This is a genomic window from Mycobacterium sp. IDUB_21 (assembly GCF_055419425.1).
The window spans coordinates 351,783-375,783 of record NZ_JBVAXQ010000001.1 but is presented as its reverse complement, the minus strand read 5'-3'; the positions used below and the strand labels follow the sequence as shown (position 1 = coordinate 375,783).

General features: G+C 66.9%; 25 protein-coding genes. 3 read left to right on the top strand and 22 right to left on the bottom strand.

Going from position 1 to position 24,001, the window contains the following annotated elements:
* Nucleotides 1-2: 2 nt before the first annotated feature.
* Genes ACZYY4_RS01825 through ACZYY4_RS01780 form a run of 10 tightly spaced genes read right to left on the bottom strand, consistent with a single transcriptional unit; the run spans nucleotide 3 to nucleotide 9,420 of the window.
* A complete protein-coding gene (locus ACZYY4_RS01825; RefSeq protein WP_463807707.1) occupies nucleotides 3-1,211 on the bottom strand; it encodes a thiolase family protein in 1,209 nt (402 codons plus the stop codon).
* Between the two features lie 27 nt (nucleotides 1,212-1,238).
* Nucleotides 1,239-3,464, bottom strand: a complete 2,226-nt coding sequence (locus ACZYY4_RS01820) for an acyl-CoA dehydrogenase (protein WP_463807706.1) — start codon at nucleotides 3,462-3,464, stop codon at nucleotides 1,239-1,241.
* Nucleotides 3,461-4,471 (bottom strand): NAD-dependent epimerase/dehydratase family protein, encoded by a 1,011-nt coding sequence (locus ACZYY4_RS01815; protein ID WP_463807705.1) that lies wholly within the window; start codon nucleotides 4,469-4,471, stop codon nucleotides 3,461-3,463. The genes ACZYY4_RS01820 and ACZYY4_RS01815 overlap by 4 nt, the downstream gene beginning before the upstream one ends.
* Before the next feature lie 47 nt (nucleotides 4,472-4,518).
* Nucleotides 4,519-4,959, bottom strand: coding sequence for a nuclear transport factor 2 family protein (locus ACZYY4_RS01810; RefSeq protein WP_463807704.1), 441 nt, complete (start codon nucleotides 4,957-4,959; stop codon nucleotides 4,519-4,521).
* Nucleotides 4,956-5,858, bottom strand: coding sequence for an IclR family transcriptional regulator (locus ACZYY4_RS01805; RefSeq protein ID WP_463807703.1), 903 nt, complete (start codon nucleotides 5,856-5,858; stop codon nucleotides 4,956-4,958). Before ACZYY4_RS01805 ends, ACZYY4_RS01810 begins: the two co-directional genes overlap by 4 nt.
* A 1-nt stretch (nucleotide 5,859) precedes the next feature.
* Nucleotides 5,860-6,699 carry an SDR family oxidoreductase gene (locus tag ACZYY4_RS01800; protein ID WP_463807702.1) on the bottom strand — a complete coding sequence of 280 codons (840 nt, stop codon included), beginning with the start codon at nucleotides 6,697-6,699 and terminating at the stop codon, nucleotides 5,860-5,862.
* Nucleotides 6,700-6,706: 7 nt separating this feature from the next.
* Nucleotides 6,707-7,522 carry an SDR family NAD(P)-dependent oxidoreductase gene (locus ACZYY4_RS01795; protein WP_463807701.1) on the bottom strand — a complete coding sequence of 272 codons (816 nt, stop codon included), beginning with the start codon at nucleotides 7,520-7,522 and terminating at the stop codon, nucleotides 6,707-6,709.
* Nucleotides 7,523-7,561: 39 nt separating this feature from the next.
* Nucleotides 7,562-7,855 carry a type II toxin-antitoxin system PemK/MazF family toxin gene (locus tag ACZYY4_RS01790; RefSeq protein ID WP_463807955.1) on the bottom strand — a complete coding sequence of 98 codons (294 nt, stop codon included), beginning with the start codon at nucleotides 7,853-7,855 and terminating at the stop codon, nucleotides 7,562-7,564.
* A gap of 26 nt (nucleotides 7,856-7,881) precedes the next feature.
* Nucleotides 7,882-8,100 (bottom strand): type II toxin-antitoxin system CcdA family antitoxin, encoded by a 219-nt coding sequence (locus ACZYY4_RS01785; RefSeq protein WP_463807700.1) that lies wholly within the window; start codon nucleotides 8,098-8,100, stop codon nucleotides 7,882-7,884.
* A gap of 57 nt (nucleotides 8,101-8,157) precedes the next feature.
* Complete coding sequence (locus ACZYY4_RS01780) at nucleotides 8,158-9,420, bottom strand: amidohydrolase family protein (protein ID WP_463807699.1); 1,263 nt, start codon at nucleotides 9,418-9,420, stop codon at nucleotides 8,158-8,160.
* Between the two features lie 25 nt (nucleotides 9,421-9,445).
* Here ACZYY4_RS01780 and ACZYY4_RS01775 point away from each other — a divergent pair, with 25 nt between their 5' ends.
* Together ACZYY4_RS01775 and ACZYY4_RS01770 are read left to right on the top strand one after the other, a co-directional pair.
* Nucleotides 9,446-10,264 carry an AraC family transcriptional regulator gene (locus ACZYY4_RS01775; protein ID WP_463807698.1) on the top strand — a complete coding sequence of 273 codons (819 nt, stop codon included), beginning with the start codon at nucleotides 9,446-9,448 and terminating at the stop codon, nucleotides 10,262-10,264.
* 94 nt (nucleotides 10,265-10,358) lie between these two features.
* On the top strand, nucleotides 10,359-10,775 hold the full coding sequence (locus ACZYY4_RS01770) for a carboxymuconolactone decarboxylase family protein (RefSeq protein ID WP_463807697.1): 417 nt from the start codon (nucleotides 10,359-10,361) through the stop codon (nucleotides 10,773-10,775).
* A 7-nt stretch (nucleotides 10,776-10,782) separates the two neighbouring features.
* On the opposite strand, the gene ACZYY4_RS01765 is transcribed toward ACZYY4_RS01770, so the two are convergent.
* From ACZYY4_RS01765 to ACZYY4_RS01725, 9 genes are all read right to left on the bottom strand, one after another.
* The gene (locus tag ACZYY4_RS01765; RefSeq protein ID WP_463807696.1) at nucleotides 10,783-11,955 is read right to left on the bottom strand and encodes an acyl-CoA dehydrogenase family protein; all 1,173 of its coding nucleotides are present in this window, start codon (nucleotides 11,953-11,955) and stop codon (nucleotides 10,783-10,785) included.
* 12 nt (nucleotides 11,956-11,967) lie between these two features.
* Complete coding sequence (locus ACZYY4_RS01760; RefSeq protein WP_463807695.1) at nucleotides 11,968-13,044, bottom strand: acyl-CoA dehydrogenase family protein; 1,077 nt, start codon at nucleotides 13,042-13,044, stop codon at nucleotides 11,968-11,970.
* A gap of 1 nt (nucleotide 13,045) precedes the next feature.
* Complete coding sequence (locus ACZYY4_RS01755) at nucleotides 13,046-13,888, bottom strand: amidohydrolase family protein (RefSeq protein ID WP_463807694.1); 843 nt, start codon at nucleotides 13,886-13,888, stop codon at nucleotides 13,046-13,048.
* Nucleotides 13,889-13,898: 10 nt separating this feature from the next.
* Nucleotides 13,899-15,533: an acyl-CoA synthetase gene (locus ACZYY4_RS01750; protein ID WP_463807954.1), complete on the bottom strand. Its 1,635-nt coding sequence runs from the start codon at nucleotides 15,531-15,533 to the stop codon at nucleotides 13,899-13,901.
* Between the two features lie 29 nt (nucleotides 15,534-15,562).
* The gene (locus ACZYY4_RS01745; RefSeq protein ID WP_463807693.1) at nucleotides 15,563-16,756 is read right to left on the bottom strand and encodes an amidohydrolase family protein; all 1,194 of its coding nucleotides are present in this window, start codon (nucleotides 16,754-16,756) and stop codon (nucleotides 15,563-15,565) included.
* A 38-nt stretch (nucleotides 16,757-16,794) separates the two neighbouring features.
* Nucleotides 16,795-17,622 carry an enoyl-CoA hydratase gene (locus tag ACZYY4_RS01740; protein ID WP_463807692.1) on the bottom strand — a complete coding sequence of 276 codons (828 nt, stop codon included), beginning with the start codon at nucleotides 17,620-17,622 and terminating at the stop codon, nucleotides 16,795-16,797.
* Between the two features lie 122 nt (nucleotides 17,623-17,744).
* Nucleotides 17,745-18,542 carry an SDR family NAD(P)-dependent oxidoreductase gene (locus tag ACZYY4_RS01735; protein ID WP_463807691.1) on the bottom strand — a complete coding sequence of 266 codons (798 nt, stop codon included), beginning with the start codon at nucleotides 18,540-18,542 and terminating at the stop codon, nucleotides 17,745-17,747.
* Between the two features lie 30 nt (nucleotides 18,543-18,572).
* Nucleotides 18,573-19,343 carry an SDR family oxidoreductase gene (locus ACZYY4_RS01730; RefSeq protein WP_463807690.1) on the bottom strand — a complete coding sequence of 257 codons (771 nt, stop codon included), beginning with the start codon at nucleotides 19,341-19,343 and terminating at the stop codon, nucleotides 18,573-18,575.
* 42 nt (nucleotides 19,344-19,385) lie between these two features.
* Nucleotides 19,386-20,147, bottom strand: a complete 762-nt coding sequence (locus ACZYY4_RS01725) for a crotonase/enoyl-CoA hydratase family protein (protein ID WP_463807689.1) — start codon at nucleotides 20,145-20,147, stop codon at nucleotides 19,386-19,388.
* Nucleotides 20,148-20,308: 161 nt separating this feature from the next.
* On the opposite strand from ACZYY4_RS01725, the gene ACZYY4_RS01720 reads away from it, so the two are divergent.
* Complete coding sequence (locus ACZYY4_RS01720; RefSeq protein ID WP_463807688.1) at nucleotides 20,309-21,085, top strand: TetR/AcrR family transcriptional regulator; 777 nt, start codon at nucleotides 20,309-20,311, stop codon at nucleotides 21,083-21,085.
* On the opposite strand, the gene ACZYY4_RS01715 is transcribed toward ACZYY4_RS01720, so the two are convergent.
* The 3 genes from ACZYY4_RS01715 to ACZYY4_RS01705 all read right to left on the bottom strand — a co-directional run bounded on the left by ACZYY4_RS01715 (nucleotide 21,082) and on the right by ACZYY4_RS01705 (nucleotide 23,879).
* Nucleotides 21,082-22,257, bottom strand: a complete 1,176-nt coding sequence (locus tag ACZYY4_RS01715) for a thiolase family protein (protein WP_463807687.1) — start codon at nucleotides 22,255-22,257, stop codon at nucleotides 21,082-21,084. The two genes, ACZYY4_RS01720 and ACZYY4_RS01715, sit on opposite strands and share 4 nt — an antisense overlap.
* Before the next feature lie 66 nt (nucleotides 22,258-22,323).
* Nucleotides 22,324-23,202, bottom strand: coding sequence for an enoyl-CoA hydratase/isomerase family protein (locus tag ACZYY4_RS01710; protein WP_463807686.1), 879 nt, complete (start codon nucleotides 23,200-23,202; stop codon nucleotides 22,324-22,326).
* Nucleotides 23,199-23,879 (bottom strand): hotdog family protein, encoded by a 681-nt coding sequence (locus tag ACZYY4_RS01705; protein ID WP_463807685.1) that lies wholly within the window; start codon nucleotides 23,877-23,879, stop codon nucleotides 23,199-23,201. The genes ACZYY4_RS01710 and ACZYY4_RS01705 overlap by 4 nt, the downstream gene beginning before the upstream one ends.
* Between the last annotated feature and the right edge of the window lie 122 nt (nucleotides 23,880-24,001).

Here is a 24,001-nt window from a genome sequence, read left to right as displayed (position 1 = left end):
ACTCAGTCCCCTTCCAGGATGAGGGTGGTCTGTTCGGAGAGGATCCCGCCGTTGCCGGAGACGAAGGCCCGATTGCAGTCGGCGACCTGGGCCGCGCCCGCCCGGCCCATGATCTGGCGGGTGGCGTCGCAGACGTGGTGCATGCCACCGGCCAGGCCGGCCTGCCCGAATCCGAGTTGGCCGCCGGCGGTGTTGAGCGGGAAGTCGCCGCGGAAGGTCAGATCGTGATCGGCGACGAACTGCATGCCCTTGCCCTTCTCGCAGAAGCCGGCGTCCTCCAGCGACAGCAACACGGTGATCGTGTAGCAGTCGTAGATGGAGACCATGTCCATGTCCGCGCGGGTCAGATCCGTCATCGCGAAGGCGGTGTCGGCGGCCTCGACGATCGGAGTCGCCAGCAGGTCCGCGGCATACGTCGGGGTCTTGAACGGCACATGCTCGCCGAACCCCTTGACCCACACCGGGCGATTCCGCGCTCGTTTGGCGACATCGGCGCTCGCGATCACGACGGCGGCGCCGCCGACGCAGGGCATCACGATCTCCAACATATGCAGTGGATCGGCGATCACCGGACTGGCCAGCACGTCGTCGACGGTCAACGGGGTGTCGCGCCAGATGGCGCCGTCGGTGTGGTTGGCGTTGACGCGTTGGTCGACCACGATCTTGGCCATGGCCCGCTCGTCGTAGCCGTAGACCGCTCCGTAGCGGGTGGCGACCTGCCCGTACGGGCCGTTCTGGCCGAGGTTTCCGTAGGGAATCTCGAACTCGGCCTGGGGAGAACCGTATTGGTTGCTCGAGGAGCCGAAGAACATCGCATCGACCAGCGGTCTGGGTTTGCGCTCCGACATCGGGGTGATGTAGCGGGCCGGCAGCGTGCACAGCACCACATCGCAGATCCCGAGCTCGATCGCCGCCGCTGCCCGCCACACCATGGCGGCGGCGCTGGCACCGCCCAGGTCGACGATCTCCGCGAACCGTGCCGGAACCCCCAGATATTCGGCGATGGTCGAGGGGACGAAGATCTCCGACTCGCCCAGGTGCGAGGTGACGATTCCGTTGACGAGTTCGCCCGGCAGTCCCGCGTCGGCGAGCGCGGCCGCGCTCAACTCGGCCCATTGTTCGAGCGTGAACGGTGCCGGAGTTGCCTTGTTCATGCGCTCCGGCGGTAGCTCGACGTAGCCGACGATCGCGGCCTCTCCACGTAATCCCATGCGCTGTCCTCTATCTCCGATCTGCGATCACTTGCGGGGAAGGCCGAGGATCATCTGCGCGATGACGTTCAGCTGGATTTCGTTGGTGCCGCCGCCGATCAGTTCGGCCGGCGACAGCAGGTACGGTTCGACCACTGCCGGGTCGGAGTCGGTGGCCATCGCCACACGCCCGGCGGTGGCCAGGGTGGCCCGGAAGGTCCGGCGCAGTAGGACGTTCATGGCCACTTTGGCGATGCTCGACGCCGCCCCGAGTCCTTGCCCATCCAGCAGCCTGATCGTCTCGCGCACGCCGAGCGCCTTGATGGCATTCGTGTAGGCGTCGAGTTCGCCCAGTGCCCGGACCGCGTCGTCGCGCTGCTCGCCCGGGGTGGCGGCGATCCGCCGCAGCGCGATGGCCCGGTCGATCTGCACGTATCCGCTGATGGCGGAGCGCTCTTCGGCCATGGTGGATATCGCCAGCTGCCAGCCTCCGGTGGGCTCGCCGAGCAGCATGTCATCGGGGACGAAGACGTTGGTGAGGAAGACTTCGTTGAACTCGGAAGCCCCGGTGACCTGCACGATCGGCTGTACTTCGATTCCCTCCGAGCGCATGTCCACCAGGAAGTAGCCGATGCCGCGGTGCTTGGCCACGTCGGGATCGGTGCGGGCCAGCAGCGCCCCGTAATCGGCACGTTGAGCACACGATGTCCAGATCTTGTGACCGTCGATGCGCCACCCCCCGTCGACCTTGACCGCACGTGTGGTCAAGGCGGCCAGGTCAGAACCCGCGCCGGGCTCGCTGAAGAGCTGGCACCAGGCGAGTTCCCCGCGTTGGGTCGGTGGGATGAGGCGCTGTTGCAGCTCATCGGGGGCTGCCCGCAGCAGCGAGGGCAGGATCCATTCGGCGATTCCCAGCGACGGCCGCACCAGAGCAGGTCTTTTGGCGAACTCCTCGGCGATGATCAGCTGCTGTAACGGGGTGGCGTTGATACCCGACGGGGGCGGCCACTGCGGGGCGATCAGCCCGGCTTCAGCGATTGAAGTCCGCTGCGGGCCGGTTTCGAAGTGCGGGTAGTCGCCTTGGCGTCCGGGTCCGTCGTTGCACAGCGCACTCGCGGCATCGAGCTTCCCCGCGATCTCGACGCGGAACTGTGCTTCGGCGCCACCGAGGTCGACGCTGAAATCCCGCTGCTGCGTGGTGGCCAGCTCGCCGAGGCCCCGGGCCCAGCCGGTGGCGGCACCGATCGATGCGGCGACACTGGTGGCGCGGCGCCAATACAGGTGCAGGTCGTGTTCCCAGGTGAACCCGATGGCGCCGAACATCGTCAGCGTGTCCAGGACGGCATCCGGGCACGGCGTAATCGCCGTCAATGCCGCAGCGGCGGCGGCCATCTGATGTTGCTCGGGGGTGTCGACAGCCGCGCGAACGGCATCCCAGGCGGCGGCGCTGGCCAGTTCGCTGTTCACCAACAGCATCGCCGCCTGGTGTTGCAGGGCCTGGAAGGTACCGATCGGCTTGCCGAACTGCTCGCGGGTGCGCAGATGTTCGGTGGCCGCCTCGACGCACCACCCGGCGATCCCGGCGGACACCGCTGCGGCTAGCCCGACGGTGAGCCACTCGGCACGCCCGGGGCTGATACCGGTCAAGACATCGGACGCCGGCACCGGGTAGCCGGTAATGGTGATGGAGCCCAGGTCGGTGAGCAGGTCGGTGCCCGCACCCGGCCGGACCGCCACCTCCGGCCGGCACAGGTCGACGGCCAGCCAGATCGCCGCACCGTCAGCGTGTTCAGCGCAGGCCAGCGCGAGCCGCGCTGAGCAGGCACCCGAGATCAGCTCGGCGACACCGTCAACCAGCCATCCGTCGGCAACCGGTCGTGCGGTGAGCTCGGCGTGCTGGGGAAGAACCACCGTCGCCGGCGCGCCGGAGGCGAGTGCGCCCAGGAAGGCCTCCCGGGCCGGCGTCATGTCGGCGAGCAGCCCGACCGCGCCCGCGGCGACCGTGGTCAGCAGCGGCCCGGGCAAGGACACCTTCCCGGCGGCCTCCAGAACACAGGCGGCGTCCAGCAGCCCGCCACCTTGCCCGCCGCATGACTCCGGCAGGTGAACGGCATGAAACCCGTTGGCCACCAGCTCTGGCCACCAAGCCGGCAACTCCCCGGCCGCCAGCGCGTCGAAGGCCTTGCGAGTGTCGGCGATCGGCGCGTGCCGGGCCGCGAAGCGCCGCAGCGACTCGCCGAGTTCACGCTGCTCAAGGGTCAGTGCCACGCTCACGAGCTCTCCCGATTCTTCGTGCGCCGCCTGGCGAGGAAGAAGCCGGCGGCTTCGGCCAGTGCCTCGGTGGTCGGCTTGGGCGCCCAGCCCAGTTCCCGGACGGCCTTGTCGTGACTCATCGGCGACATGATGTGCATCAACCGTATCGACAGCGGGGTGAGCACAGTGTCCCGTCGGCGCAGCTTGGCCGCGAACTGGGAAGCATGTCCCAGCACCGACATCACCCCGACCGGCACACCGAACCTCGGCGCCTCGACATCGACTGCGGCGCAAGCTGTCCGGTAGATGTCGCGGGCACTCATGAACCGTTCGGAGACGATGTAGCGTTCGCCGGGCCGGCCGCGTTCGCCGGCCAGGATCAGGGCCCGCGCCGCGTCGGCAACGCCCACGACCTCGGCTTGCACGCCGGAGATATAGAACGGCAGCTTCCCGCGGACGGCGGCGGCGACCAGCCCGCCGTGCGGTGTGGGCTGCCAGTCTCCGGAGCCGTAGGTGTTGGCGACACACATCGCCACGGCGGGCAGGCCCTTGTCTCGGTGGTAGGCCAGCACCAGGTTCTCGGCCTCAACTCGGCTGCGGATGTAATCGCCGCCGGAGTCGAGCCAGTTCTGCACGGTGCCCTCATCGGCCAGACCGTGATCGACCCGCCCGATGGTCCCGATCGAACTGGTGAACACGAACCGGTCCAGGCCGGCGTCGACCGCCGCGTCGAGGACCTGTCGAAGCCCCTCGACATTGGTGCGGTACAACGGCTCCGGATCACGCAGCCACGCCCGCGCGTCCACCACGCAGTAGTAGACGACATCGCATCCGGCCATCGCCGAACGCACGGCGTCCCCGTCGAAGATGTCGCCGCGCCGGATCTCGACGTCGAGGCCGTCGATGGCGCGTGTCGAGCTGGTGGCGCGGATCAGCACTCGGACGTCTTCGCCGGCGGCGACGAGTTGCCGGGTGACGTGGGAGCCGAGAAAGCCGCTGGCTCCGACGACCAATTTCTTGGGTGACATGATTTTCGCTTCTGCGGCCAGGGCCGGTCAGCACTCCTCGGGGAACGTCAGTGGGATCGGGCAGCAGGAAGGTCGAAGCTGCTCAACATTCGAGTCTGGGTGAAGCAGCGCCGCGCGATGCGCCAGCCGTCCGGTGTCGCCACCACCTCGTCGCGGTATTGGCCGACCGCGTCGATCCACTGCTTGGGATCGGCGGCCAGCGCCTGCACCGTATGGACATAGGTGACCGCGGTGGCATGGCCGGCGTCGATCACGTCGATGACCATGTTGTGCATCATGTGCTTGGTGTCGCTCATGGCCTCGTGCACCACAGTCATGAATTCGGTGATGGAGTCCGCATCGGACCACCGACCGATCTCGCCGTAGTCGGCGTCGACGTCGTCGGTGAAACAGGTACGGAACAGCTCCCAGTCCTTGGTGTCGATCGCGGTCGCGTACCGCAGTAGGACATCGGTGATGTCGGCTTTTGCCTCGACGTGGTCGGTCATGCCGGATCCTTCCTTGCCGTCCACAATGATTCGATGCGAGTCGCGGTATCCCGCACGGCCGCACCGAGATCGCCGACCTCGGCCGGAGTCATCGTTGCGAACGGGGACGCACCCACCGACATGGTGACCGTGCCGTCGCTATCACGGATCGGGGCGGCCACATTGGCTACCCGATGCTCGGTGCTGTCGAGCTCACCGGGCAGGTAGTCGACCACGGTCAGGTCGGCGAACGCGCTGGCGAGCCGCGCGGTGATCTCGTCGGGCTCCCCTTCGGCGGCCAGGGCTTGCAGCGCGGAGTACACCCGGACGTACTCGCGGCTCAGCCGCTCGATCGCGTAGCCGCGGTTGCGCACTTCGTCGAGCACCGCGCTCAGGCGCCGGCGCAGTTGCGGCGAGGGCGCACCGAGGCCGCCCAACCATTCCTTTTTGACCTGGTCGCCGGCCTCGGCGACGAACTCCCGGCAGAACGGGGCCACTATCGGCATCCGGAACCCGACGCTGACCTGCGGCGCGGCGAGTGATTCGCCGACCGCGTCGGTCACCACCACGGTCGGGCCCTGCCGGGTGCCCAGGATGACCTGCATACCGACGGCGTCGGAGAGCCGCTGCAGTTCCGGGCGGAACGCCTGCTTGTTCACCGGCCGGGTCAGCGCGGCGAGCGCAGGGCCCCACGAATAACCGCCCGAGCGCAGATCACGCACGATCCATTGCCGGGCAGCCAAAGTGGTGACGATCGCATGGCTGGTGCCGTGGCTGATGCCGAGGATACGGGCGATCTCCGAGAGTGAGAAGCCACGTTCGGGATCGGACGCCAGCAGTTCCAGGATCCTGATCACGCGCTCGGTCGGCGGCGACGAAACGGGGCGAGCGGGGTCGTCCTCGCCGCTATTCACGGCCATATCAGGTGTTTCCGGAGGCTATTCGGGCGCGCTCCCGCACCGAGGCGACGACTCCGCCGTCGTTGAGGATGTCGGTGCCGGTGAGGTAGCCCGCCTGCTCACCCACACAGAATGCGAGCAGGGCCGCCATCTCTTCGGGCTTCCCCCAGCGCGGAACCGCGGCGTCGACGACCAGCGCGCCGGCGCCGGCCTGTTCCTCCAGTCGGCCCATCTCGGTGTCGGTCGACCCCGGCGAGACAGAGACGATGCGCAGCCCGCGGCCGTTGAACCGCTCGGCCTGCGAACTGCTGTACCAGCGGACGAAGGCCTTGCTCACCGCGTAGGCGACACCCGAACGCACCTCTTGCGGAATGGGTTCGCAGCCCGTCGCCATGGCCGCCATGAAGGCGTCGGCGTCGCTCAGCGCCAGCGGGAATTGTGCGGTCGGGATCAATTCCTCGGGCAGCAGGTACGCGGCCATCGATGCCACATTGACGATGGCCGATCCCTCGCCGGCGGCACGAAAGAAGGCCTCGTTGACGTTGAGCGTGCCGATCGCGTTGGTCCGCATGACGTAGTCGGCATCACCCATGCTCGGGCTGACCCCCGCGGTGTGGATCACCGACGCGATCGGCCCGACGGCGGCCGCGGTGTCGAACAGTTCACTGACGGCCCGGCGGTCGGTGACATCGCAGTTGACCACCGATGCGGTGATACCGAGGCCGTCAAGGGTTTTCGCCGCGATGTCCAGCCGGTCTTGCCGGACATCACACAGCAGCACCGCGTGACTGCCACCGACGATCTTCGCCGTGGCCAGACCTATTCCGCCCGCGCCACCGGTGATCACCGACACCATCGGCATGACTCCCTCACTTCCCCATCGTGGCGTTGATCGCCTGCGCCATGACTGCGACCGACTCGTTTCGGCCCATCGAAGCGAACAGCTGTGCCGCACCGGCCACCTCGTCGCCGACGTACACCGTCGGCCCATTGGTCAGGTTGGTCAGTGCCGCGGTCACCACCTGTGCGACGGGCGCCGCGCCGGGCGGAACCTCCGCCATGGATGCGATCTGCCCGCGGTCGTTCTCGAGGCGACGCAGCGCGGGGGTGTCGGTCTTGCCGAGAATCAGGCCGATCACGTCGACGCCGGTCTCCTGCAGCTCACTCCAGAGCGCCTCGGCGAACACCATGTCGAAGGCTTTGGACGCGCCGTAGGCCACCATGTTGGGTCCGCCGACGAATCCGGCGCCTGAGCCCAGGATCACGATGGCACCCGCGCCGCGCTGGACCATCGGCGGCGCGAGCGCATGGCACAGCTGCATCGGCACGACGCAGTTTCGCTGCACCATCGCCTCCGCGGCCGAAATAGTATTGGCCAGAAAGGGTTTGAAATCGGGGTCGGCGCCGGCGCAGTACACCAGAAAACCGATCTCCAAGTCCTCCGTCGCCTCCGTCAGGGTGCTTGCCGCGCCGGGCTCGGCGAGATCGACTGCCACCGTTCGGGTTAGGACGCCGTGCCGCTTGGCGATTCCGGTTGCCACCTCGTCGAGTAGCGGCTGCCGACGCGCCACCAGCACGACGTTGAGGCCGCCCTGCGCCAATGCCTCAGCGAACGCGGCGCCCACGCCGTCGGATGCTCCGGCGATCAAGGCCCACGGCCCGTACTTGCCAACGTCTGTCGTCACATTGTCGAACGATACGTCGAATAGTCGACGTAGGCAAGATCAGCAGCCCGCGGCGAACCGGTAGGCCCGGCACACTTCGGCGAGTCGCCCGTCCGCGAGTCGGGTGATCCGGTTGGTGAACCTGGCTCGGCCCAACGTGAATACGTTGTCGAAATTGGCCGCACATGGTCGCGGCAACCCGTCTGTCCGGTCCAGCGCAACTTCCGTGGGGATATTCCGGATCGTTGTCGTCACCGGCGCCACCAACAGTGATGTCAGACGCGGGGTGAAGCGCTGCCGGGTCAAGACGAGGACGGGCCGAACCTTGTCTCCGGGGACATCGGCCCACCACACCTCACCCCGATTGATGACCGGTCCACTCACTCCTCCCACGGGACCGAACTCAGATCGACCCGAACCTCGCCGGGGAGGTCATCGTCGCGGCTCGCCTCAAGCCATCGCTTCTCAAGCTCGCGCTCAATGAGCGCACTGAGCGCGTCCTCAAGCAACTGCGAGACATTCGACGTACCGGTAATCGCCTGGGCCTCCCGCAAACGCTCGGGTCGCAGCGTCGCGGAGACCTTCGTCTTCGGAGTCATGAAAAATATCCTACCGATAATCCTACTAATGTGCGGACAACTCGGCAGACGTCTCCGTCACGCCTTCGCCAGTTGTTTCTCGGCGTACCTGCGCGCCCATTCGATACGGGGCCGGATCGACACGTCCACGTCGGTTGCGGTGGCCCGCAACGCCCCCACCGTCGCCTGGTCGCGCGGCGTCTTTGCGAACGGGTCCCAGCCGAAGAACCGGCAGGAGTTCTCCCAGGTGATCTTGTTGATGTCGGAATCGTCGGCGCCCGCGGCCTCCAGTTCGGCCAGCACCTGCTCGGGGGCGTCCGGCCAGAAGCAGTCCGAATGCGGGTAGTCGCACTCCCAGGCGATGATGTCGATTCCGATCTCGTGGCGCAGCTTCAGCGACGTCTTGTCGGTGACATAGCAGGCCAGCGAGTGCTCCCGGAACACATCACTGGGCAGCTTGTCGCCGAAGTCGCGGCGCAACCATTTCTGGTTGGTGTAGTGCCGGTCGCTGCGGTCCAGGTAGAACGGGATCCAGCCGATGCCGCCTTCGGAGAACGCGAACTTCAGATCCGGGTAGTTACGCATCGCCGGGCCCCACAGCAGGTCCTGCGCGCACATCGCCGAGATCTGGGTGGCCAGGATGATCAGGTTGTCGATGGGGGCGTCAGGCGCCATGCTGATCGCCCCGAAGCCGGTGCCGATGTGCAGGCACATCACCACGTTCTGCTCCGAGAGCGTGGTGAACACCGGCCCCCAGTACTCCTCGTCGTGGTAGCTGGGCAGCCCCTCCAGGTGCGGCAGTTCAGGCATGGTGACCGCACGGCAGCCCTTGGCCGCCACCCGGCGGATCTCGGCGCACATCGCCTCGGGGTTCCAGGTCGGCAGGATCGCGATCGGGATGAACCGGTCGGGGTAGGAGCCCGCCCACTCGTCGATGTGCCAGTCGTTGTAGGCCGACACCATCACCAAGGTGACGTCTTCCCGAGTCATGTTGAGATGCCGCGCGGAGAAACCGGTGAAGGTCGGGAAGCACATCGAGGCCAGGATGCCGTTGCGGCTCATGTCACGGACCCGCTCGTGCACGTCGTACACACCGGGGCGCATCTCGGCGAACCCGGCCGGGTCGCGGCCCCACTCTTCGGCCGGCCAGGAGACCACCGCGTTGAGCCCGCTCACACCCTGCGGCCGGCCCTGATACATCCATTGGTCGACACCTTTGTCGTCGGTGACGACGATGGGCGCCTCCTCCTTGTACTTGGCCGGCACGTGGCGCAGGAACATGTCGGGCGGCTCCACGACGTGGTCGTCGATGCTGACCAGGATCAAGTCGTCGATGTTCATGCCTCTACTAGTACCCTGGAAAATCATGACCGTCTCCGCGCGTTCGGCCATAGACTTTGCAGAACCGGCCAACATCGATCTGCGGCGGGGTGGCCGTGCCCGGGCCGGCAGCTATCTCTACGAGGGGCGGCATCTGGTCACCGGATGGCACTCCCACGACATGCACCAGATCGAGTACGCCGTCGGCGGGGTGGTCGAGGTCGAGACCGCCGCGGCGCACTACCTGTTGCCGCCGCAGCAGGCGGCCTGGATTCCGGCCGGCCTGGAGCATCAGGCCACCATGCGCCCGGAGGTGCGCACCGTGGCGGTGATGTTCGACCCCGCGCTGGTGAGGCAGGCCGGTGACCGGGCCCGGATCCTGACCGTCTCACCGCTGATCCGGGAGATGATGCTGCATTCGCTGCGCTGGCCGATCGAGCGCTCCGACAGCGACACCGTCTCCGACGATTTCTTCCGCACCCTGGGTCATCTGGTCTCCGATGCTCTCGACCACGAAGCGCCGCTGAACCTGCCGACCTCCGATCACCCGATCGTGGGCGCGGCGATGGTCTACACCAAGGCCCACCTGTCGTCGGTGACCGCAGCGCAGGTGAGCAACGCCGTCGCGGTCTCCGAGCGCACCCTGCGCCGCCAGTTCGAATCGGTGATCGGCATGTCGTGGCGGACGTATCTGCTCCATGCCCGGATGCTGCAGGCAATGGCGCTGTTGGCCGCACCCGATCAGGGGGTGCAGCAGACCGCGACGGCCGTCGGCTTTGAGAGCCTGTCCGCCTTCACCCGGGCCTTCACTAAATTCGCCGGCGAAGCCCCGTCGAGCTACCACCGGCGGATCACCACGGCTTGACCACGCGAAGAATAGACTGCTCGAGTGACGGGGGATACTGAATCACCGTATCCTGCAACCAAACTGATCCACACCTAGCCCAAAGGATGAGTGCATGACGGACTTGCGTGCCGAAGGTCTTCGAGTCTTTCGAGAAATGCTGCCGGGCCTACTGCCCGACAGCGACAGCGACGTCGACTTCCACCACGGATTCGCTCCGGAACTCATGGATATCGGCGTTGAAGGGATCTTCGGCCGACTCTGGTCACGCGAAGGCCTCGCCCGCCGAGACCGCAGCCTGCTCACGCTGGGCATCCTGATAGCCCTGGGCGCCGAAGAGGAACTCGAGTCCCACTTCAGGATCGCCGAGCGGAATGGACTGACTCGTGACGAACTGGCCGAAGTGGTCTATCACGCCAGCGGTTACGCCGGTTTTCCCGCTGCCAACGTCGCCAAGAAGGTTGCCGTGCAAGCCTTTGCCAAGCACGCCGCCGGCAAAGACACCGATGGCGAAGACACCGCCGTCACTTGACGAGCGGCTACTTCACTAGCGGCGCAGAATAGTTCGGCTTGCCCAGACCCAACACGTACTGGGCGATCATGTTGCGGAACACCTCCAGGGTGCCGCCGTAGATACCGACCAGCGGAGCGAACCGGAAGACGTAGTCCGAAGCACCGTTGTCGACGGCGCCGTCGGTGCCGATCGGCAGCGCCGACGCGCTTCCCAGCAGATCCATCAGGTCCGGCGAGACGTCACGCATCGCCTGGGCCAGTGCGACGCGTCCGAAGATGGAGGGCGCCGACAACGACGCCTCCACCCGGGCTGCTGCCTTGCCCAACCGGTAGGCCACCGCGCGGTCCGCGATGCTGCCGGTGTTCCCAACAACCGCGGCGGCCTTGTCGACGGCCTCGGCCATGAAATTGGCCTGGTGCATCATGATCGAGACGTCGGCCAGCCCGTCCGGGTCCGCGTCCACCGCGCCGTGTTCGACGTTCAGCGGCTCGCGCAGCACCGTCCAGCCACCGTTGACCTCCCCCATCCGGTATCTGTCGTCGACCCGCACATCGCTGTAGTAGACGATGTTGGTGCGGTCGCCGTCGACGGTGCGCAGTCCCTGGATCTCGATACCCGGGGAGTCCAGCGGCACCAGGAACATGGTCAGGCTCTTGTGCTTTCGCTCCTCCGGATCGGTGTTGGTGAGCAGGAAGACGAACTGGCAGTTGTGCGCGCCGGTGGTGAACATCTTCGAGCCGTTGATCACCCAGCCATCCCCGTCGCGGACCGCACGGGTCTTGCACGTCGCGACGTCGGACCCGCCTTCGGGTTCGGTGTAGCCCAGGCACAGCCGGACGTGGCCGCTGAAGACGCCCGGCAGGACCTCATCGCGCAGTTCGGGTGAACCGAACGACGCCACCGAGCGCGCCACCATCGCGGTGGTTCCCCAGGTCACCCACGGCACGTGCGCCCTGCGCTTCTCCAGCTCCCAGATGCGCCGGCGCACCCGGGAAAAGCCACCGTCGGACTCCGGCTTCCATTCCGCCTCCAGGTATCCCGCGGCGCCCAGCGCCAGGTGCACGCCTTCGTCGAAGTTGTCGCCGGTCTCGCGGTCACGGCGCTTGACGTCCTCGGTCACGTGGGTGGCCAGGAATGTGCGTACCTCCTCGCGGAAGGCCTGGTCCTCGTCGGTCAATTGCGGTCGTGAGAAGTCCATGATGCTCCGGTCCTATTCGGCTGCGCGGTAAGCGGTTTCGCGGGCGGCGACAATCTCGGCGACGCGGCATGCGCTGGCGCCCGGATCGCCACCGGCCAGCGGCCAGCCGCGGGCCCGCACCAGATACGCCGTTGCCGCCGCTTCCGTCGAGACACCCAGGCCCCCTTGAATGTGCACCGCCATGGTGGCGGCCTTGGCGGCCTCCTCCGCCATGAACACGAACGCGGACGCCGCCAGTTCCGGCCGCTCGTCGGGTTCGTTGTCCATGAACCATCCGGCCCGATAGGCCAGATTGCGTCCGCTCGCGGCGGTGATCGCCATGTTCGCCAGCGGGTGCGAGATGGCCTGCAAGGTACCGATCGGCACGCCGAGGGTGTAGCGGGTCTTGGCGAATTCGGCGGCGATGGTCATGGTCTGCTCCACCATGCCCACCAGGGCGGCAGCGGTCAGCAGTCGCCATTCGTCCAGTGCCCGCTGGTATTCGGCCAGCGCTTCGGCGCCGCCGGCCAGCACGGTCCGACTGTCGGCGGCCGCCGGGTCGATCCAGGCCATCGGCAGTCGGCCGATGTTGTCCACCGTCGCCGGGCGCGTGTCGAAGGAGAGTCGCACCACCGAATCACCGTCGCGGACGATGATCGCATCGGCGATCGAACCGGTGGGCAGCAGCCGCGGACCGGCAGGAGCGTCCTGGTGCGGATCGAACGCGATCAGCCGTGTCCCCGTGACGACGTCGCCGATGTCGGCCGTATCCCCGCCCGGCGCCAGCCCGCCCAGCCGCTCCAGCAGCCGCGCCGCGCACACCTGGTCGATCCAGGGCACCGGCGCCAGCGACCGGCCGATCTCCTCGGCGACCAGGGTGAGATCCACCAGCGTGGCCCCGTCCCCGCCCACCGACTCGGGCAGCGCCATCGTGGTCGCACCCATCGCGCACAGCCGCTCCCACAAGTTCTTGTCGAAGCCGGATTCTTCTGCGGCGCGTACGGTTTCAATTCCGCAGTGGGTTCCGAAGAACTGCTTGTAGGCGGCCTGCAGCGCCTGATGGTCCTCGCTCAGGCTGTAGTCCAGCCTGCGCAGTTCGAAACGATCCATCTCAGCTCTCCTGTTCGGGTTCGGTGCCGCGCTCGGCGAAGAAGAATTCCGCGGCATTGCGGTACAGGTAGTTGTCCAACACGTCGGGCGGCAGATCCAATGCGAGCGCTTCGGGCACCACGCGGTCCATCCGCAGCACCGGCCAGTCCGAGGCGAAGATGATCTTGTCGGCACCACGGGTGCGCATGTAGTGCAACAGGGCATCCGGCAGCCGCTTCGGCGACCACGCCGAAGTCATCAGCCGCAGATTGCGGTATTTGATCAACATGCGGATCGCGACGTCCCACCACGGGTCGGCGCCGTGAATCATGCACAGCCGCAGTTCCGGGAAGCGTACGCACACCCGATCCAGGTGGATCGGGTGTTGGACCTCGCCCGGGATGGGCGGCCCGGGGATGCCGGTGTTGACGCACAACGGCAGATCCAGCTCGGCGCATTTGGCGTACAGCGGGTAGTAGACGGCGTCACTGGGCGGGTACTGCCCGTCCCCCCAGAAGCTCGGTCCCACCACGGCATAAACCACCGGCAGGTCACTGGCGACGGCGCTGAGTTCGGCCAGTGCGGGCACCGGCCGCAGCAGGTTCACGCCGCCGATGGCCAGCACGAACCGATCCGGCCTGGCCTCCACGAACTTTCGCGCGGTCACCGACGGCTTGGTCAGGTTGTCCATCAGCACGGCTTTGGTCACACCGTTGGCGTCCATCTCGTCGAGCAGCGCCGACATCTCGACGGGCGCAAACATCGACTTGGGCCCCTTGAAGTAGTCGTCGCGGGTCGCGGTCATCCAGGCCGGCTGTTCACGCTCGCCGAAGTGCACGTTGACCAGGCAGTCGATTGCTCTCATGCTGACTCTCTCATGATGGGGTGGACGCCTCCTGATTCACCTGACGTTTCGCCCAGCGGTAGTCGGCTTTGCCGTTGCCCAGCCGGCGCACCTCGGCGACGACGATGAACTCCTTGGGGACTTTGAATCCCGCCAGCGCCGATCTGCACTGCGCGTCCAGCGACTCGTCGGTGACACCCGAATCCGGCCGGGGCGCGACCAGTGCGACGAGTTCTTCCCCCCACCGATCACTGGGTCGTCCCACCACCAGTGCATCGGCCACACCCGGGTGTGCGCGCAGCACTTCTTCGACCTCCTCGACGAAAACCTTCTCCCCGCCGGTGTTGACCACCAGTGCATCGCGCCCGAACAACCGCAGGCTGCCGTCTTCCTCGATCGACGCCCGGTCACCGGCGATCACCACCCGTACCCCGTCGATCTCTGCGAAGGTGCGCTCGGTGGCGTCGGCGTCGTCGAAGTAGCCGAGCGGGATCCTTCCGGTTCGAACCACCCAACCGACCTCGGGCTCACCGGGTTTCAGGAACCGGGTGCGGTCCGGCGAGATCACCGATCCCCCGGTCCGCAGGTCGAACGTCTCGCGTCGCGCCTCGCGCTGGCTGCGGCCGAATCCCAGGTTTCCGGTTTCGGAGGATCCGTACCCGTTGATCAGGGTGATCTGCGGCAGGTGCTCCAGCAACGCCGACTGATACTTCGGGTTCGTGGCCGCGCCGCCGGTGGCAATGGAGTGCAGCGACGACAGGTCGTAGCGTCCCCCGGAAGGCTCGCCGAGCTCGGCGACCAGTGGCGCGGCGTAGGCGTCGCCCACCATCGTCATCAACCCGACCTTTTCGCGCTCAACGGTTTCCAGGGCTGAACGCGGGTCGAATCCTCCGGTTCGGGTGTCGTAGAGGATCACCGTCTGGCCGCTGAGGATCGCCGAGAACGCGGTCCACAATCCGGCCGCGTGCATCAGTGGCGACAACGCGAACCATGGCGGGCCGGCGGACTGCACCTTCTGGTGGATCTCCGCCGCGGACGCGTGGTCGTCTCCGACCATCGAGGAGACGTAGATGTCGCTCTGGCGCCACAGCACACCCTTGGGGCGGCCGGTGGTGCCGCCGGTGCAGATCATCAGCAGATCGTCGGGTGAGGCCGCGATATCCCGGTCGGTGTCACCCTGCGCCAGGGCGTCATCCAGGGATATCGCGTCGAGGCCGACGGGTTCGGCAGCACCGTCGTCGACGCAGATCAGCAGTTCGGCACCGGCCCCTTGGATCGTGTCGGCGAACTTCGCTCCCAGCGACCGGTGGTAGATGATGGCGCGGGGGCCCAGATAGCTGAGCAACTCGGCGATCTCGGCCGGAGCGTAGTAGTGGTTGATGTTGACCGGGACCGTCCGCGCCTTGAGGCAGCCGATCATCATCTCGGGGTACAGATCGTTGTGCATCAGCAGCGCGACCCGGTCCTGTCCGCACTCCCAGTTCTGCAGGCTCGCACGCTCACGCCGGACGCCGAGCCCGCGCCCGGCCAGCAAGTTGGCCAGCCGGCGGGTGCGGTCGGCCGACTGCGCGAAGGTGCTGCGGCGATTCCCGCATACCGTCATCGCCCGGTCGGGAACGGCCACGGCGATCTGGTCGAGGACTGCACCGATGGTCCACTCGCTCATGACGTCGGGGCCCGCTCGCTCAATCCCACTCAAGCCCGCACGTTGACGCCGAGCAGATCCAACGCGTTGTCGCGCATGATCTTCCGGATGTCCGCGGCATCGAACCCGGTCAGCTCACCGGCGAACGACACCGGAGTTTCCAGCCCCTCGCCGTGTGGCCAGTCCGAGCCGAACAGGATCTTGTCGACGCCGATGGTCTGCGCGAGCAGGGGGAGGTCGTCTTCGTAGTAGGGGGCGATCCACACGTTGTTGCGCAGCTGCTCGACCGGGTCCTCGGGGAAGTACCGCGGCTGGCTGTTGGCGGCCTTCTTGAGCCGCTTGATCAACCGATGGACGAAATACGACCCGTTCTCGATGCTGGCCGCCTTCAGCGCCGGGTGCCGGGTGAAGACGCCGTGCACGATCATCGAGGCCATCGTGTCGTGGATCGCCCGGTCGTCGAGGAGGACGGTGTCCAGGGGATCCTTCGCGCCGAATCCCTCGAAGGTCGACTTGCCGCCCCACATCGCGGCGATGTGCAGGTAGCCGCTGTCGGACAGGTGGAATCCCACCGGAACCCCGGCTTCGGCCAGCCGCGCCCAGACCGGGTCGTGGCTGGGGTCGCCGAGCGAGCGCGGCTTGACCACACCGGGCACCGGCGCGGGCCGCACCAGCACCATCTTGGCTCCCTTGGCCAGCACGTCCTCGACTTCCTGCACCGCCGCGACGGGGTCGGCCAGCGAAATGATCGGCGCCGCAACGATCCGGTGATCGGGGCGGTCGAAGCCCCAGTCCTCGTCGAGCCACAGATTGAAGGCGTGCACCGAAGCCATCGTCGCTTCGATGTCGTCCTTGAGTCCTTCTTCGACGCCGCACGCGAAAGTCGGCAGCATGAACGCCGTCTCGATGCTCTGGGTGTCCATCACCGCGACCCGCGCGTCGCGGTTCTGGTACTCCGGGTGCTCGGAAAGGCGCTCGACCTTCATCAGCGATGCGGGGTCGACGCCCTCGGGGATCTCGCCGCGGAACAGCAGGTCCAGGCAGCCGGGCACGATGATCGGGTCGAAGGTCGGGTTCGGGATGAATTGATTGACCTGGTTGCCCATCACCGCCCAGGTGCGCTTGCCGTCGTTGAGCATCTGCACCCCGCGGCGCTTGAACTTCTTGTCCAGGTGCCGGGTGAACGAGTCCACCGGCTCGTAGTAGTGGTTGTCGACGTCAATTGCTTTGTAGTCCAGCGCCATATGCTTCATCCTTTCCAGATCCATGCCCATTCCGCCGCTCACTGCAGCGGCGGGAATCGCGGTGGCCGCTTCTGCAGGAAACTCGTGATTCCCTCGATGAGGTCGGGCCGGGCCAGCGATTCGTACATCAGCGTCTCGGCGCGGGCGCTCACCGCGGCGACGTCGTCGAGCGCGTCGCGGTAGGCCTGCGCCTTGATCACCGCCAGGGATGCCGGAGAACAGTTCGCGGCGATGTCCCCGGCGTACTCCATGGCTCGTTCCAACAGCAGCTCGGGCGGGACGACGTGGTTGACCAGGCCGAGTTCGCGGGCCTCGTCGGCCAGGAAGGTCCGCCCGCTCAGCAGCAGATCCATCGCCGCACCCCAGCCAGCGAGCCGCGGCAGGATCCAGGTGATCCCGTATTCGGCGATCAAGCCGCGGCGGGTGAAAGCAGTGGCGAACTTGGCTCCGGCCGCCGCGAACCGGACGTCGCACATCAGCGCGTGGGTGAGGCCGATACCGACACAGGCGCCGTTGATCGCCGCGATGACGGGTTTACGCAGTTCGGTGAGGAAGTACGGCTGGCGCTCCCCGACCACCTGGGCCACATCGGTTTCCGAGCCTTCGGATCCGACGCCGGACTCCTCGATGCTCGTGGTGGAGCCCAGGTTCGCCCCGGCACAGAAGCCGCGGCCATTGCCGGTCAGCACGATCACCCGCACCTCGGGATCCGCCTCGGCACGATCGGTCGCGGCGTATACGCCGGCCGCGATGTCCGCCCCCCAGGAGTTCAGCCGCTGCGGGCGGTTGAGGGTGATCACCGCGACGCCGCCGCGCACCTCGTAGAGCACCGCGCTGTCCGCCTCCACGTCCTCGGCAGCGGTCATCGGTACCGCACCTCCTCGGGAGCGCCACTGGAATGATTCTTACTGTATACCTTTCGGTACTGCATTCCGCAACCCGTCGCGACCGGACCGAATATGGCTATGTCAGCAGGTCAGAGGTGACTTCACACGAAATCCGAGCCACCGTCGACGTTGATATTGGCGCCGGTCATGTAGGAGTTGCGGCGGGAGGCCAGAAAGGCCGCCACCGCTCCGACCTCATCGGGCAGCCCGGCACGCGGCAGGTGTGCCGGATGCCCGAAATGCTCGGTGATGGCTTCCATCAACCGGTACGGGTCCGCACCGTCCACACCGACCGTGCGGGCCCAGCCGGTCAACGCCTCGGAGGCGACGCTGCCGGGCGAGACCACGTTGACCAGAATCTCATCGGGAGCCAGCAGCAATGAGAGGTTCTTCGAGATGCTGTTGACCATCGCCTTGGCCGCGGTATAGGCGGCCAGGACGGTGCTCTGGCGTTGGGTCGACTGTGCCGAGAAATTGACGATCCTGGCCCATTCGGCCTTGCGCAGCAACGGCAGTGCGGCTCGCACGGTGTGCACGATCCCCATCGCGCCCTGGTCGATGGCCCGGTGCCACTGCTCGTCGGTGAGGTCCTCGAAGCTGCCCTGCACATCGGGACCGGCCGCGTTGACCAGGATGTTGAGTTCGCCGCCCCAGCGCCTTCCCAGCTCGGCGAAGACCTCACCCACCCGCTGCTCGTCGCAGACATCGGCGACCAAGCCGATCGCGTCGGGGCTGCCGCGTCGGGCCAGGTCCTCGGTTGCGCGGTCGAGGTCGGCAGCCGAGCGCGCCACGACAGCGACCCGCGCGCCGTCGTCGGCCAGGCAGCGGGCGGTGGCCAACCCCATCCCGCGGCCGCCGCCGACGACGACGGCGCTCGCATCCTGCAGACCCAGATCCACGGCTACCCGACCGCTACGGCACCGGCCGGCTCAGCGCGGCTGGAAACGTTGGGCACCGTCGATGCGCACGACTTCGCCGTTGATGTAAGTGTTTTCCAGCAGGTGCTGAGCCAGGTTGGCGTACTCGTCGGGGGTGCCGAGCCGTTTGGGGAACGGCACCGTTTCGCTGAACTTCGCCAGCATCGCGTCGGTGGCCCGTTCCATCGCCGGCGTACGGATGGTGCCCGGCGCAATGCTGTTCAGCCTGATGCCGACCGAGCTGAGGTCCCGGGCGCCGCACAGGGTCAATCCGATCACCCCGCCCTTGGCCGCCGCGTACGAAGACTGGCCTATCTGCCCCTCGATACCGGCGATCGACGACGTCATCACGATCGCACCCCGCTCGCCGTTGGCACCCGGCTCGGTTGTGGCGATCTTGGCCGCCGCCAGCCGGAGCACGTTGTAGGTGCCGGTCAGATATAGCGCGATGGTCTTGGCGAAACCGTCCATCGGGGCGGGGCTGCCGTCGCGGGCGACGATCTTGTCCGCCACGCCGAAGCCACCGTGGGCGATCACCGCATAACGCAGAGTGCCGAGTTCGTCGGCCTTGGTCAGTGCCGCCTGCACATCATCGTCGTTGAGCACATCGGTGCGCACGTAGACGGCCTTGTTGCCCAGCTCATTCGCCAGCTTGGTGGCCTTCTCGTCGGCCAGGTCGGCGATAACGACCGCCGCGCCGGCTTCGTGCAGCCGGCGGACCGTGGCCTCACCCAGACCACCGGCGCCCCCGGTTACCAGCACCACTTCACCTGCAAAAGACATGACTTCTCCTCACGTTCGATCTAGGGGTCCGAGCTGTAAAGTTCAGGCGCCGGTCCAGTTGGGCGCGCGCTTCTCCGCGAAGGCGATGGCGCCTTCTTTGGCATCGTTGGACGCGAACACCGGCGCGATGAGTTCTCCCTGTTTCTGCCACATCTCGTCCTGCGTCCAGTCGACGGAGCGGACCATGATGTCCTTGGTCACCGCCACCGCGAGCGGGCCGTTCGCCGTGATCCGCTCGGCCAGCTCGATGGCCCCGGCCAGCGCCTCGCCCGGTTCGGTCAGCACGTTGACGAAGCCCCACAGCTCACCTTGCTCCGCGGTGAAACTCTCACCGGTGAGGGCCAATTCGAATGCCTTCTGGCGGGGGATCCGGTCCCGCAACCGCAACAGGCCCCCGCCGGCGGCGACCAATCCGCGTTTGACCTCGGGGATACCGAATTTCGCGCCTTTTGCCGCCACCACCAGGTCGGTGGCCAGCACCAGCTCGGTGCCGCCCGCCACCGCATGACCCTCGACGGCGGAGATGATCGGCTTGCGCGGCGGGCGCTCGGTGAAGCCGAGCCCGCGCCCCGGGACATACGGCAGGTCCCCGGCCGCGAACGCCTTGAGGTCCATCCCCGCACAGAAATTCCCGCCGGCTCCGGTCAGCACCGCCACCGACAGTTCCGGGGTGTCATCGAGTTCGTCGCAGGCCGCGGCCAAACCTTCAGCGACCGCTTTGTTCGCCGCATTTCGCGCTTCCGGCCGGTTGATCGTGATGACAAGGATCCGACCGCGACGCTCACGCAGTACCGCTTCTGACACAAGCTCACCCTTCAGGCGTTGTGACTACCTATACCAAAATGCTTACCATAGGGTTTACGGTAAGAGAAGCTCAATACCCGGGGACGACGACGGCCACAGGTAGGTTTGACGTCTAACGGCGAAGAATCCGGCCGTGTCGACCAGAATCGGAGGTGCCCGCAGTGGCAAAACAGCCAGTCGCCGAGAAGCGTCAGCGGCGCGAACGCGGATCCATCAATCCCGACGACATCATCGACGGCGCGTTCGAGCTCGCCGAACAGATCGGGGTCGACAACCTGAGCATGCCGCTGCTCGGCAAGCATCTCGGTGTCGGGGTGACGAGCATCTACTGGTATTTCCGCAAGAAGGACGACCTCCTCAACGCGATGACCACTCGGGCCTTGCGCCAGTACGTATTCGCCACCCCGTATGTGCAGGCAAAGGACTGGCGCCAAACCTTGCGCAACCACGCCCACAGCATGCGGTCGACGTTCTTGGGCAACCCGATCCTGTGCGACCTGATCCTGATTCGGGCCGCGTTGAGTCCGCGAGCCGCGCAACTCGGTGTCCAAGAGGTGGAGCGGGCGATCGCAAGCCTGGTGGAGGCAGGACTGTCGCCGCAGGATGCCTTCGACACCTACTCGACGATCTCGGTCCATATCCGTGGATCGGTGGTGCTGCGCCGCCTCTACGAGAAGAACCGGGCTTCGGACGCCGAGGGACCGTCCGACTTCGAGGAGGCGCTCGTCATCGACCCCGAGGTCACCCCGCTGCTGGCAGAGACCACCCGGCAGGGTCATCGGATCGGTGCGGCGGACGACGCCAACTTCGAGTACGGGCTCGACTGCATCCTCGACCACGCCGAGCGACTGATCGAGAAGAACGGCAAGCCGGGCCGGCGACGCACCAGCACCTCGGCCACCCCTGCCAGCCCTTCCAGCGCTTCTAAGGCCCGCTAGACCTCGATCACCACGGCGCCGCCCTGGCCGCCACCGGCACACATCGCCGCCACGCCGATGCCGCCGCCACGCCGCTGCAGCTCATAGGCCAGGGTGGTCACCATCCGTGCGCCGGAGGCGGCGATCGGGTGACCGAGGCTGCAACCGCTGCCGGAGAAGTTCACCAGCTCCTCGTCGAGGCCGTACTCGCGGCATGCCGCGATCGGCACCGAGGCGAATGCCTCGTTGATCTCCCACAGTGCGACGTCCTCAGGCCGCAGCCCGGCCCGCTCCAGCACCTTGCCGATCACCTTGACCGCGCCGAGTCCGGTGTCGCGCGGGGCGACCCCTGCGGATGCCCAGGCTTTCACCGTGCCCATGACGTTGAGCCCCTTGGCCTGCGCGTAGTCGGCGTCGACGAGTGCGACCGCGGCGGCAGCGTCGTTGGTGCCGCTGCTGTTCCCGGCGGTGATCGAGAATCCCTCGATCTCGGGGTGCAGCACCTTCAGGCCCGCCAGTTTCTCCGCCGTGGTATCGCGGCGTGGAAACTCGTCGACGCTGAATTCGGTCACGGTGCCGTCGGGCAGTTGGACCTTCAGCGGCACGATCTCGTCGATGAACTTGCCGGCGTCGATCGCGGCGATCGCACGCTGATGCGATCGGGCCGCCCAGGCGTCCATCTCCTCGCGGGTGATACCGACGGCCTGGGCGGTGTTCCAGCCCACGGTGATCGACATGTCGCGAGTCGGCGCGTCCACCGTCTCGGGGTGGGTCGGCGGCATCCACGGCTCCGCGAAGTTGAGCTCGGGCCCGGGGATGCGCATCTTCATCATCGGCAGCATCGACAGGGTCTGCACACCGCCGGCGATCAGCACCCGCTCCATCCCGGAGCCGATCTGCGCGGCGGCGTTGCCGATCGCGGTCAGGCTGCCGGCGCAGTGCCGGTTGACCGCCTGGCCGGGCACCGACTCCATGCCGCAGGCGGCGGCCGCGAAGCGCGCCATGTCGCCACCGCCGTAGTGGGATTCGGCGAAGATCATGTCGTCGATATCCGCGGGCGCGATGCCGGCCCGACGAATCACCTCGGGCACCACCGTGGTGATCAGTGTCTCCGCGGAGGTGTTGACCAGGGTTCCCTTGAATGAGCGTCCGATGGCCGTGCGGACGGCACCGACGATGACAGGTGTAGGCATTTTTCCGACCTTACATTACTCGTTGTTTTTGTAAAGATACTGGTTTGTCGCGGCCGTGCTCGGCGCTCACGGTTCCGGGACGTGAAAATGCTCGTCGCGCAGCCGGAACGCCTCCTTGGTTCCGTGCTGCGCGCGGGTCTTGACGAAGTTGAACTCCCCCGGCCCGAACTGCAGGTTGGTGCCGTAGGCGTGGAACAGATAGCTCGCGACCTCTTCGCCCTGATATGCCTGGCTCTGCTCGACGAGGCGGAATGCCTCCTTCGCGATCACCACCCCGTCGGCGGGCATCTTCGCCGCCTTCTGCGCCCAGTACCGCGCCCGTGCCGAAACCGCCTCCGGCTCGCAGGTTTCGGTGAAGACGCCCAAGTGCTCGACTGCCGCGGCCTCGATGATGTCGCCGGTCAGCAGCATCCGGCGCGCCAGCACCGGGCCGAGACGATGGAAGAACATGTGCAGGCTGCCCAGCGCCGGGCCCAAGAAGCGGGTCGCCGGCATCCCGATCTTGGTGTCGCGGGCGATCACCGAGATGTCGGTCATCAGCGCCATCTCGAAGCCTCCGCCGAGGGCGTAGCCGCTGATCTCCCCGACCGTGACCTTCGGGAAGCCCATCAGGTTGTGGTAAAAGCCGAATGAGCGGCGGTCGACGGTGAGCCGACGGCGTTGACTGGGGCGATTTTTCGCGGGACGTTCGGCGCCCTCACGCTCGCCGTACCAGCCGTAGGCATTGTTCATGTCGGCGCCGGTGCTGAACACACCCTCGGCGCCCCGGAGCAGCACCACCACGACGTCGTCGTCCTCGGCGACGCGGTCCAGGCAACGGGCCACCGCGTCTCGCATCGCCGCGTCGTAGGAATTGCGCCGTGCCGGGTCGTTCAGGGTGATGGTGGCGATCCGCCCGTCCGGATCGATATCGAAGAGCACCCGGTCGTCGGTGGTGTCACTCATAGCTGGGGCTCCTCACGCCGTCGGCCGAATCGGTTGGCGCTCACCTTCTCCGGTGGCATCGCCGCGGTGGTGACCTCGCCGGTGCACAGCACCTCGCCGCGATACGACAGCCGCGCGGTGGACGTCAGCCCCCGCTCGACCTCGGTTCGCACGATGTCGAAGTCCAGCTCGGTGAGAATGGGCGTCGGACGGCGGTAGCTGACCAGCAGCGAGCGGGTGCGGCCGGCCAAGCCCGCCGCGCAGCTCTGATGCTGGGTCACGCAGTCGAAGAACACGCCGAGAAAGCCACCGTGCACCAACCCCGGAGGGCCCTCGTACACCAGCGGGAATGTGACACGGCCGGAGGCCGTCTCGGCGTCGAGCTGGTCGAACCGGTACTCGGGGAAGCTGGGGTTGAACGAGCCGACATCGAACGCATGGTTGAGGTAGACCCGACCGCCGTCTTCCAACTCGAGGCGAGGCGTCTGCTGCACCGGGGCGACCGCGGCCAGTTGCCGCTCCCAGTCGGCAAAGCGTGCCAGCATGTCGTCCACCACCGGGTGGGGGTGCTCCAGCGCGAGCAGCAGCCCCGTCATCCGGCGCACGGCGCCGGCCGCCGCAACGGTCTGATCCAGCGGCGGCTCACCGAAGCGGCCGCCGTCGGCAGAAACCGCCGAGCTGCCCGAACCGTCCGCCATGAGGCCCTTCCTCGTCGAATCCCTGTCGAATCGCGCAATCGTATCGCCTACTGTAGCCATCACGATATAGCGTTGAAGGGTGGACACCACAGTGGCCGACTCTCCCGATTCCGGGTCCGACT

Coding starts and splice junctions, on each gene's coding strand:
- ACZYY4_RS01715 (WP_463807687.1), bottom strand. CDS start 22,257: ATGCCTACACCTGTCATCGTCGGTGCCGTCCGCACGGCCATCGGACGC.
- ACZYY4_RS01805 (WP_463807703.1), bottom strand. CDS start 5,858: ATGGCCGTGAATAGCGGCGAGGACGACCCCGCTCGCCCCGTTTCGTCG.
- ACZYY4_RS01785 (WP_463807700.1), bottom strand. CDS start 8,100: ATGACTCCGAAGACGAAGGTCTCCGCGACGCTGCGACCCGAGCGTTTG.
- ACZYY4_RS01740 (WP_463807692.1), bottom strand. CDS start 17,622: ATGACCGCTGCCGAGGACGTGGAGGCGGACAGCGCGGTGCTCTACGAG.
- ACZYY4_RS01765 (WP_463807696.1), bottom strand. CDS start 11,955: ATGGACTTCTCACGACCGCAATTGACCGACGAGGACCAGGCCTTCCGC.
- ACZYY4_RS01800 (WP_463807702.1), bottom strand. CDS start 6,699: ATGCCGATGGTGTCGGTGATCACCGGTGGCGCGGGCGGAATAGGTCTG.
- ACZYY4_RS01775 (WP_463807698.1), top strand. CDS start 9,446: ATGACCGTCTCCGCGCGTTCGGCCATAGACTTTGCAGAACCGGCCAAC.
- ACZYY4_RS01710 (WP_463807686.1), bottom strand. CDS start 23,202: ATGAGTGACACCACCGACGACCGGGTGCTCTTCGATATCGATCCGGAC.
- ACZYY4_RS01760 (WP_463807695.1), bottom strand. CDS start 13,044: ATGGATCGTTTCGAACTGCGCAGGCTGGACTACAGCCTGAGCGAGGAC.
- ACZYY4_RS01705 (WP_463807685.1), bottom strand. CDS start 23,879: ATGGCGGACGGTTCGGGCAGCTCGGCGGTTTCTGCCGACGGCGGCCGC.
- ACZYY4_RS01825 (WP_463807707.1), bottom strand. CDS start 1,211: ATGGGATTACGTGGAGAGGCCGCGATCGTCGGCTACGTCGAGCTACCG.
- ACZYY4_RS01745 (WP_463807693.1), bottom strand. CDS start 16,756: ATGGCGCTGGACTACAAAGCAATTGACGTCGACAACCACTACTACGAG.
- ACZYY4_RS01770 (WP_463807697.1), top strand. CDS start 10,359: ATGACGGACTTGCGTGCCGAAGGTCTTCGAGTCTTTCGAGAAATGCTG.
- ACZYY4_RS01810 (WP_463807704.1), bottom strand. CDS start 4,959: ATGACCGACCACGTCGAGGCAAAAGCCGACATCACCGATGTCCTACTG.
- ACZYY4_RS01755 (WP_463807694.1), bottom strand. CDS start 13,888: ATGAGAGCAATCGACTGCCTGGTCAACGTGCACTTCGGCGAGCGTGAA.
- ACZYY4_RS01750 (WP_463807954.1), bottom strand. CDS start 15,533: ATGAGCGAGTGGACCATCGGTGCAGTCCTCGACCAGATCGCCGTGGCC.
- ACZYY4_RS01730 (WP_463807690.1), bottom strand. CDS start 19,343: ATGTCTTTTGCAGGTGAAGTGGTGCTGGTAACCGGGGGCGCCGGTGGT.
- ACZYY4_RS01780 (WP_463807699.1), bottom strand. CDS start 9,420: ATGAACATCGACGACTTGATCCTGGTCAGCATCGACGACCACGTCGTG.
- ACZYY4_RS01815 (WP_463807705.1), bottom strand. CDS start 4,471: ATGTCACCCAAGAAATTGGTCGTCGGAGCCAGCGGCTTTCTCGGCTCC.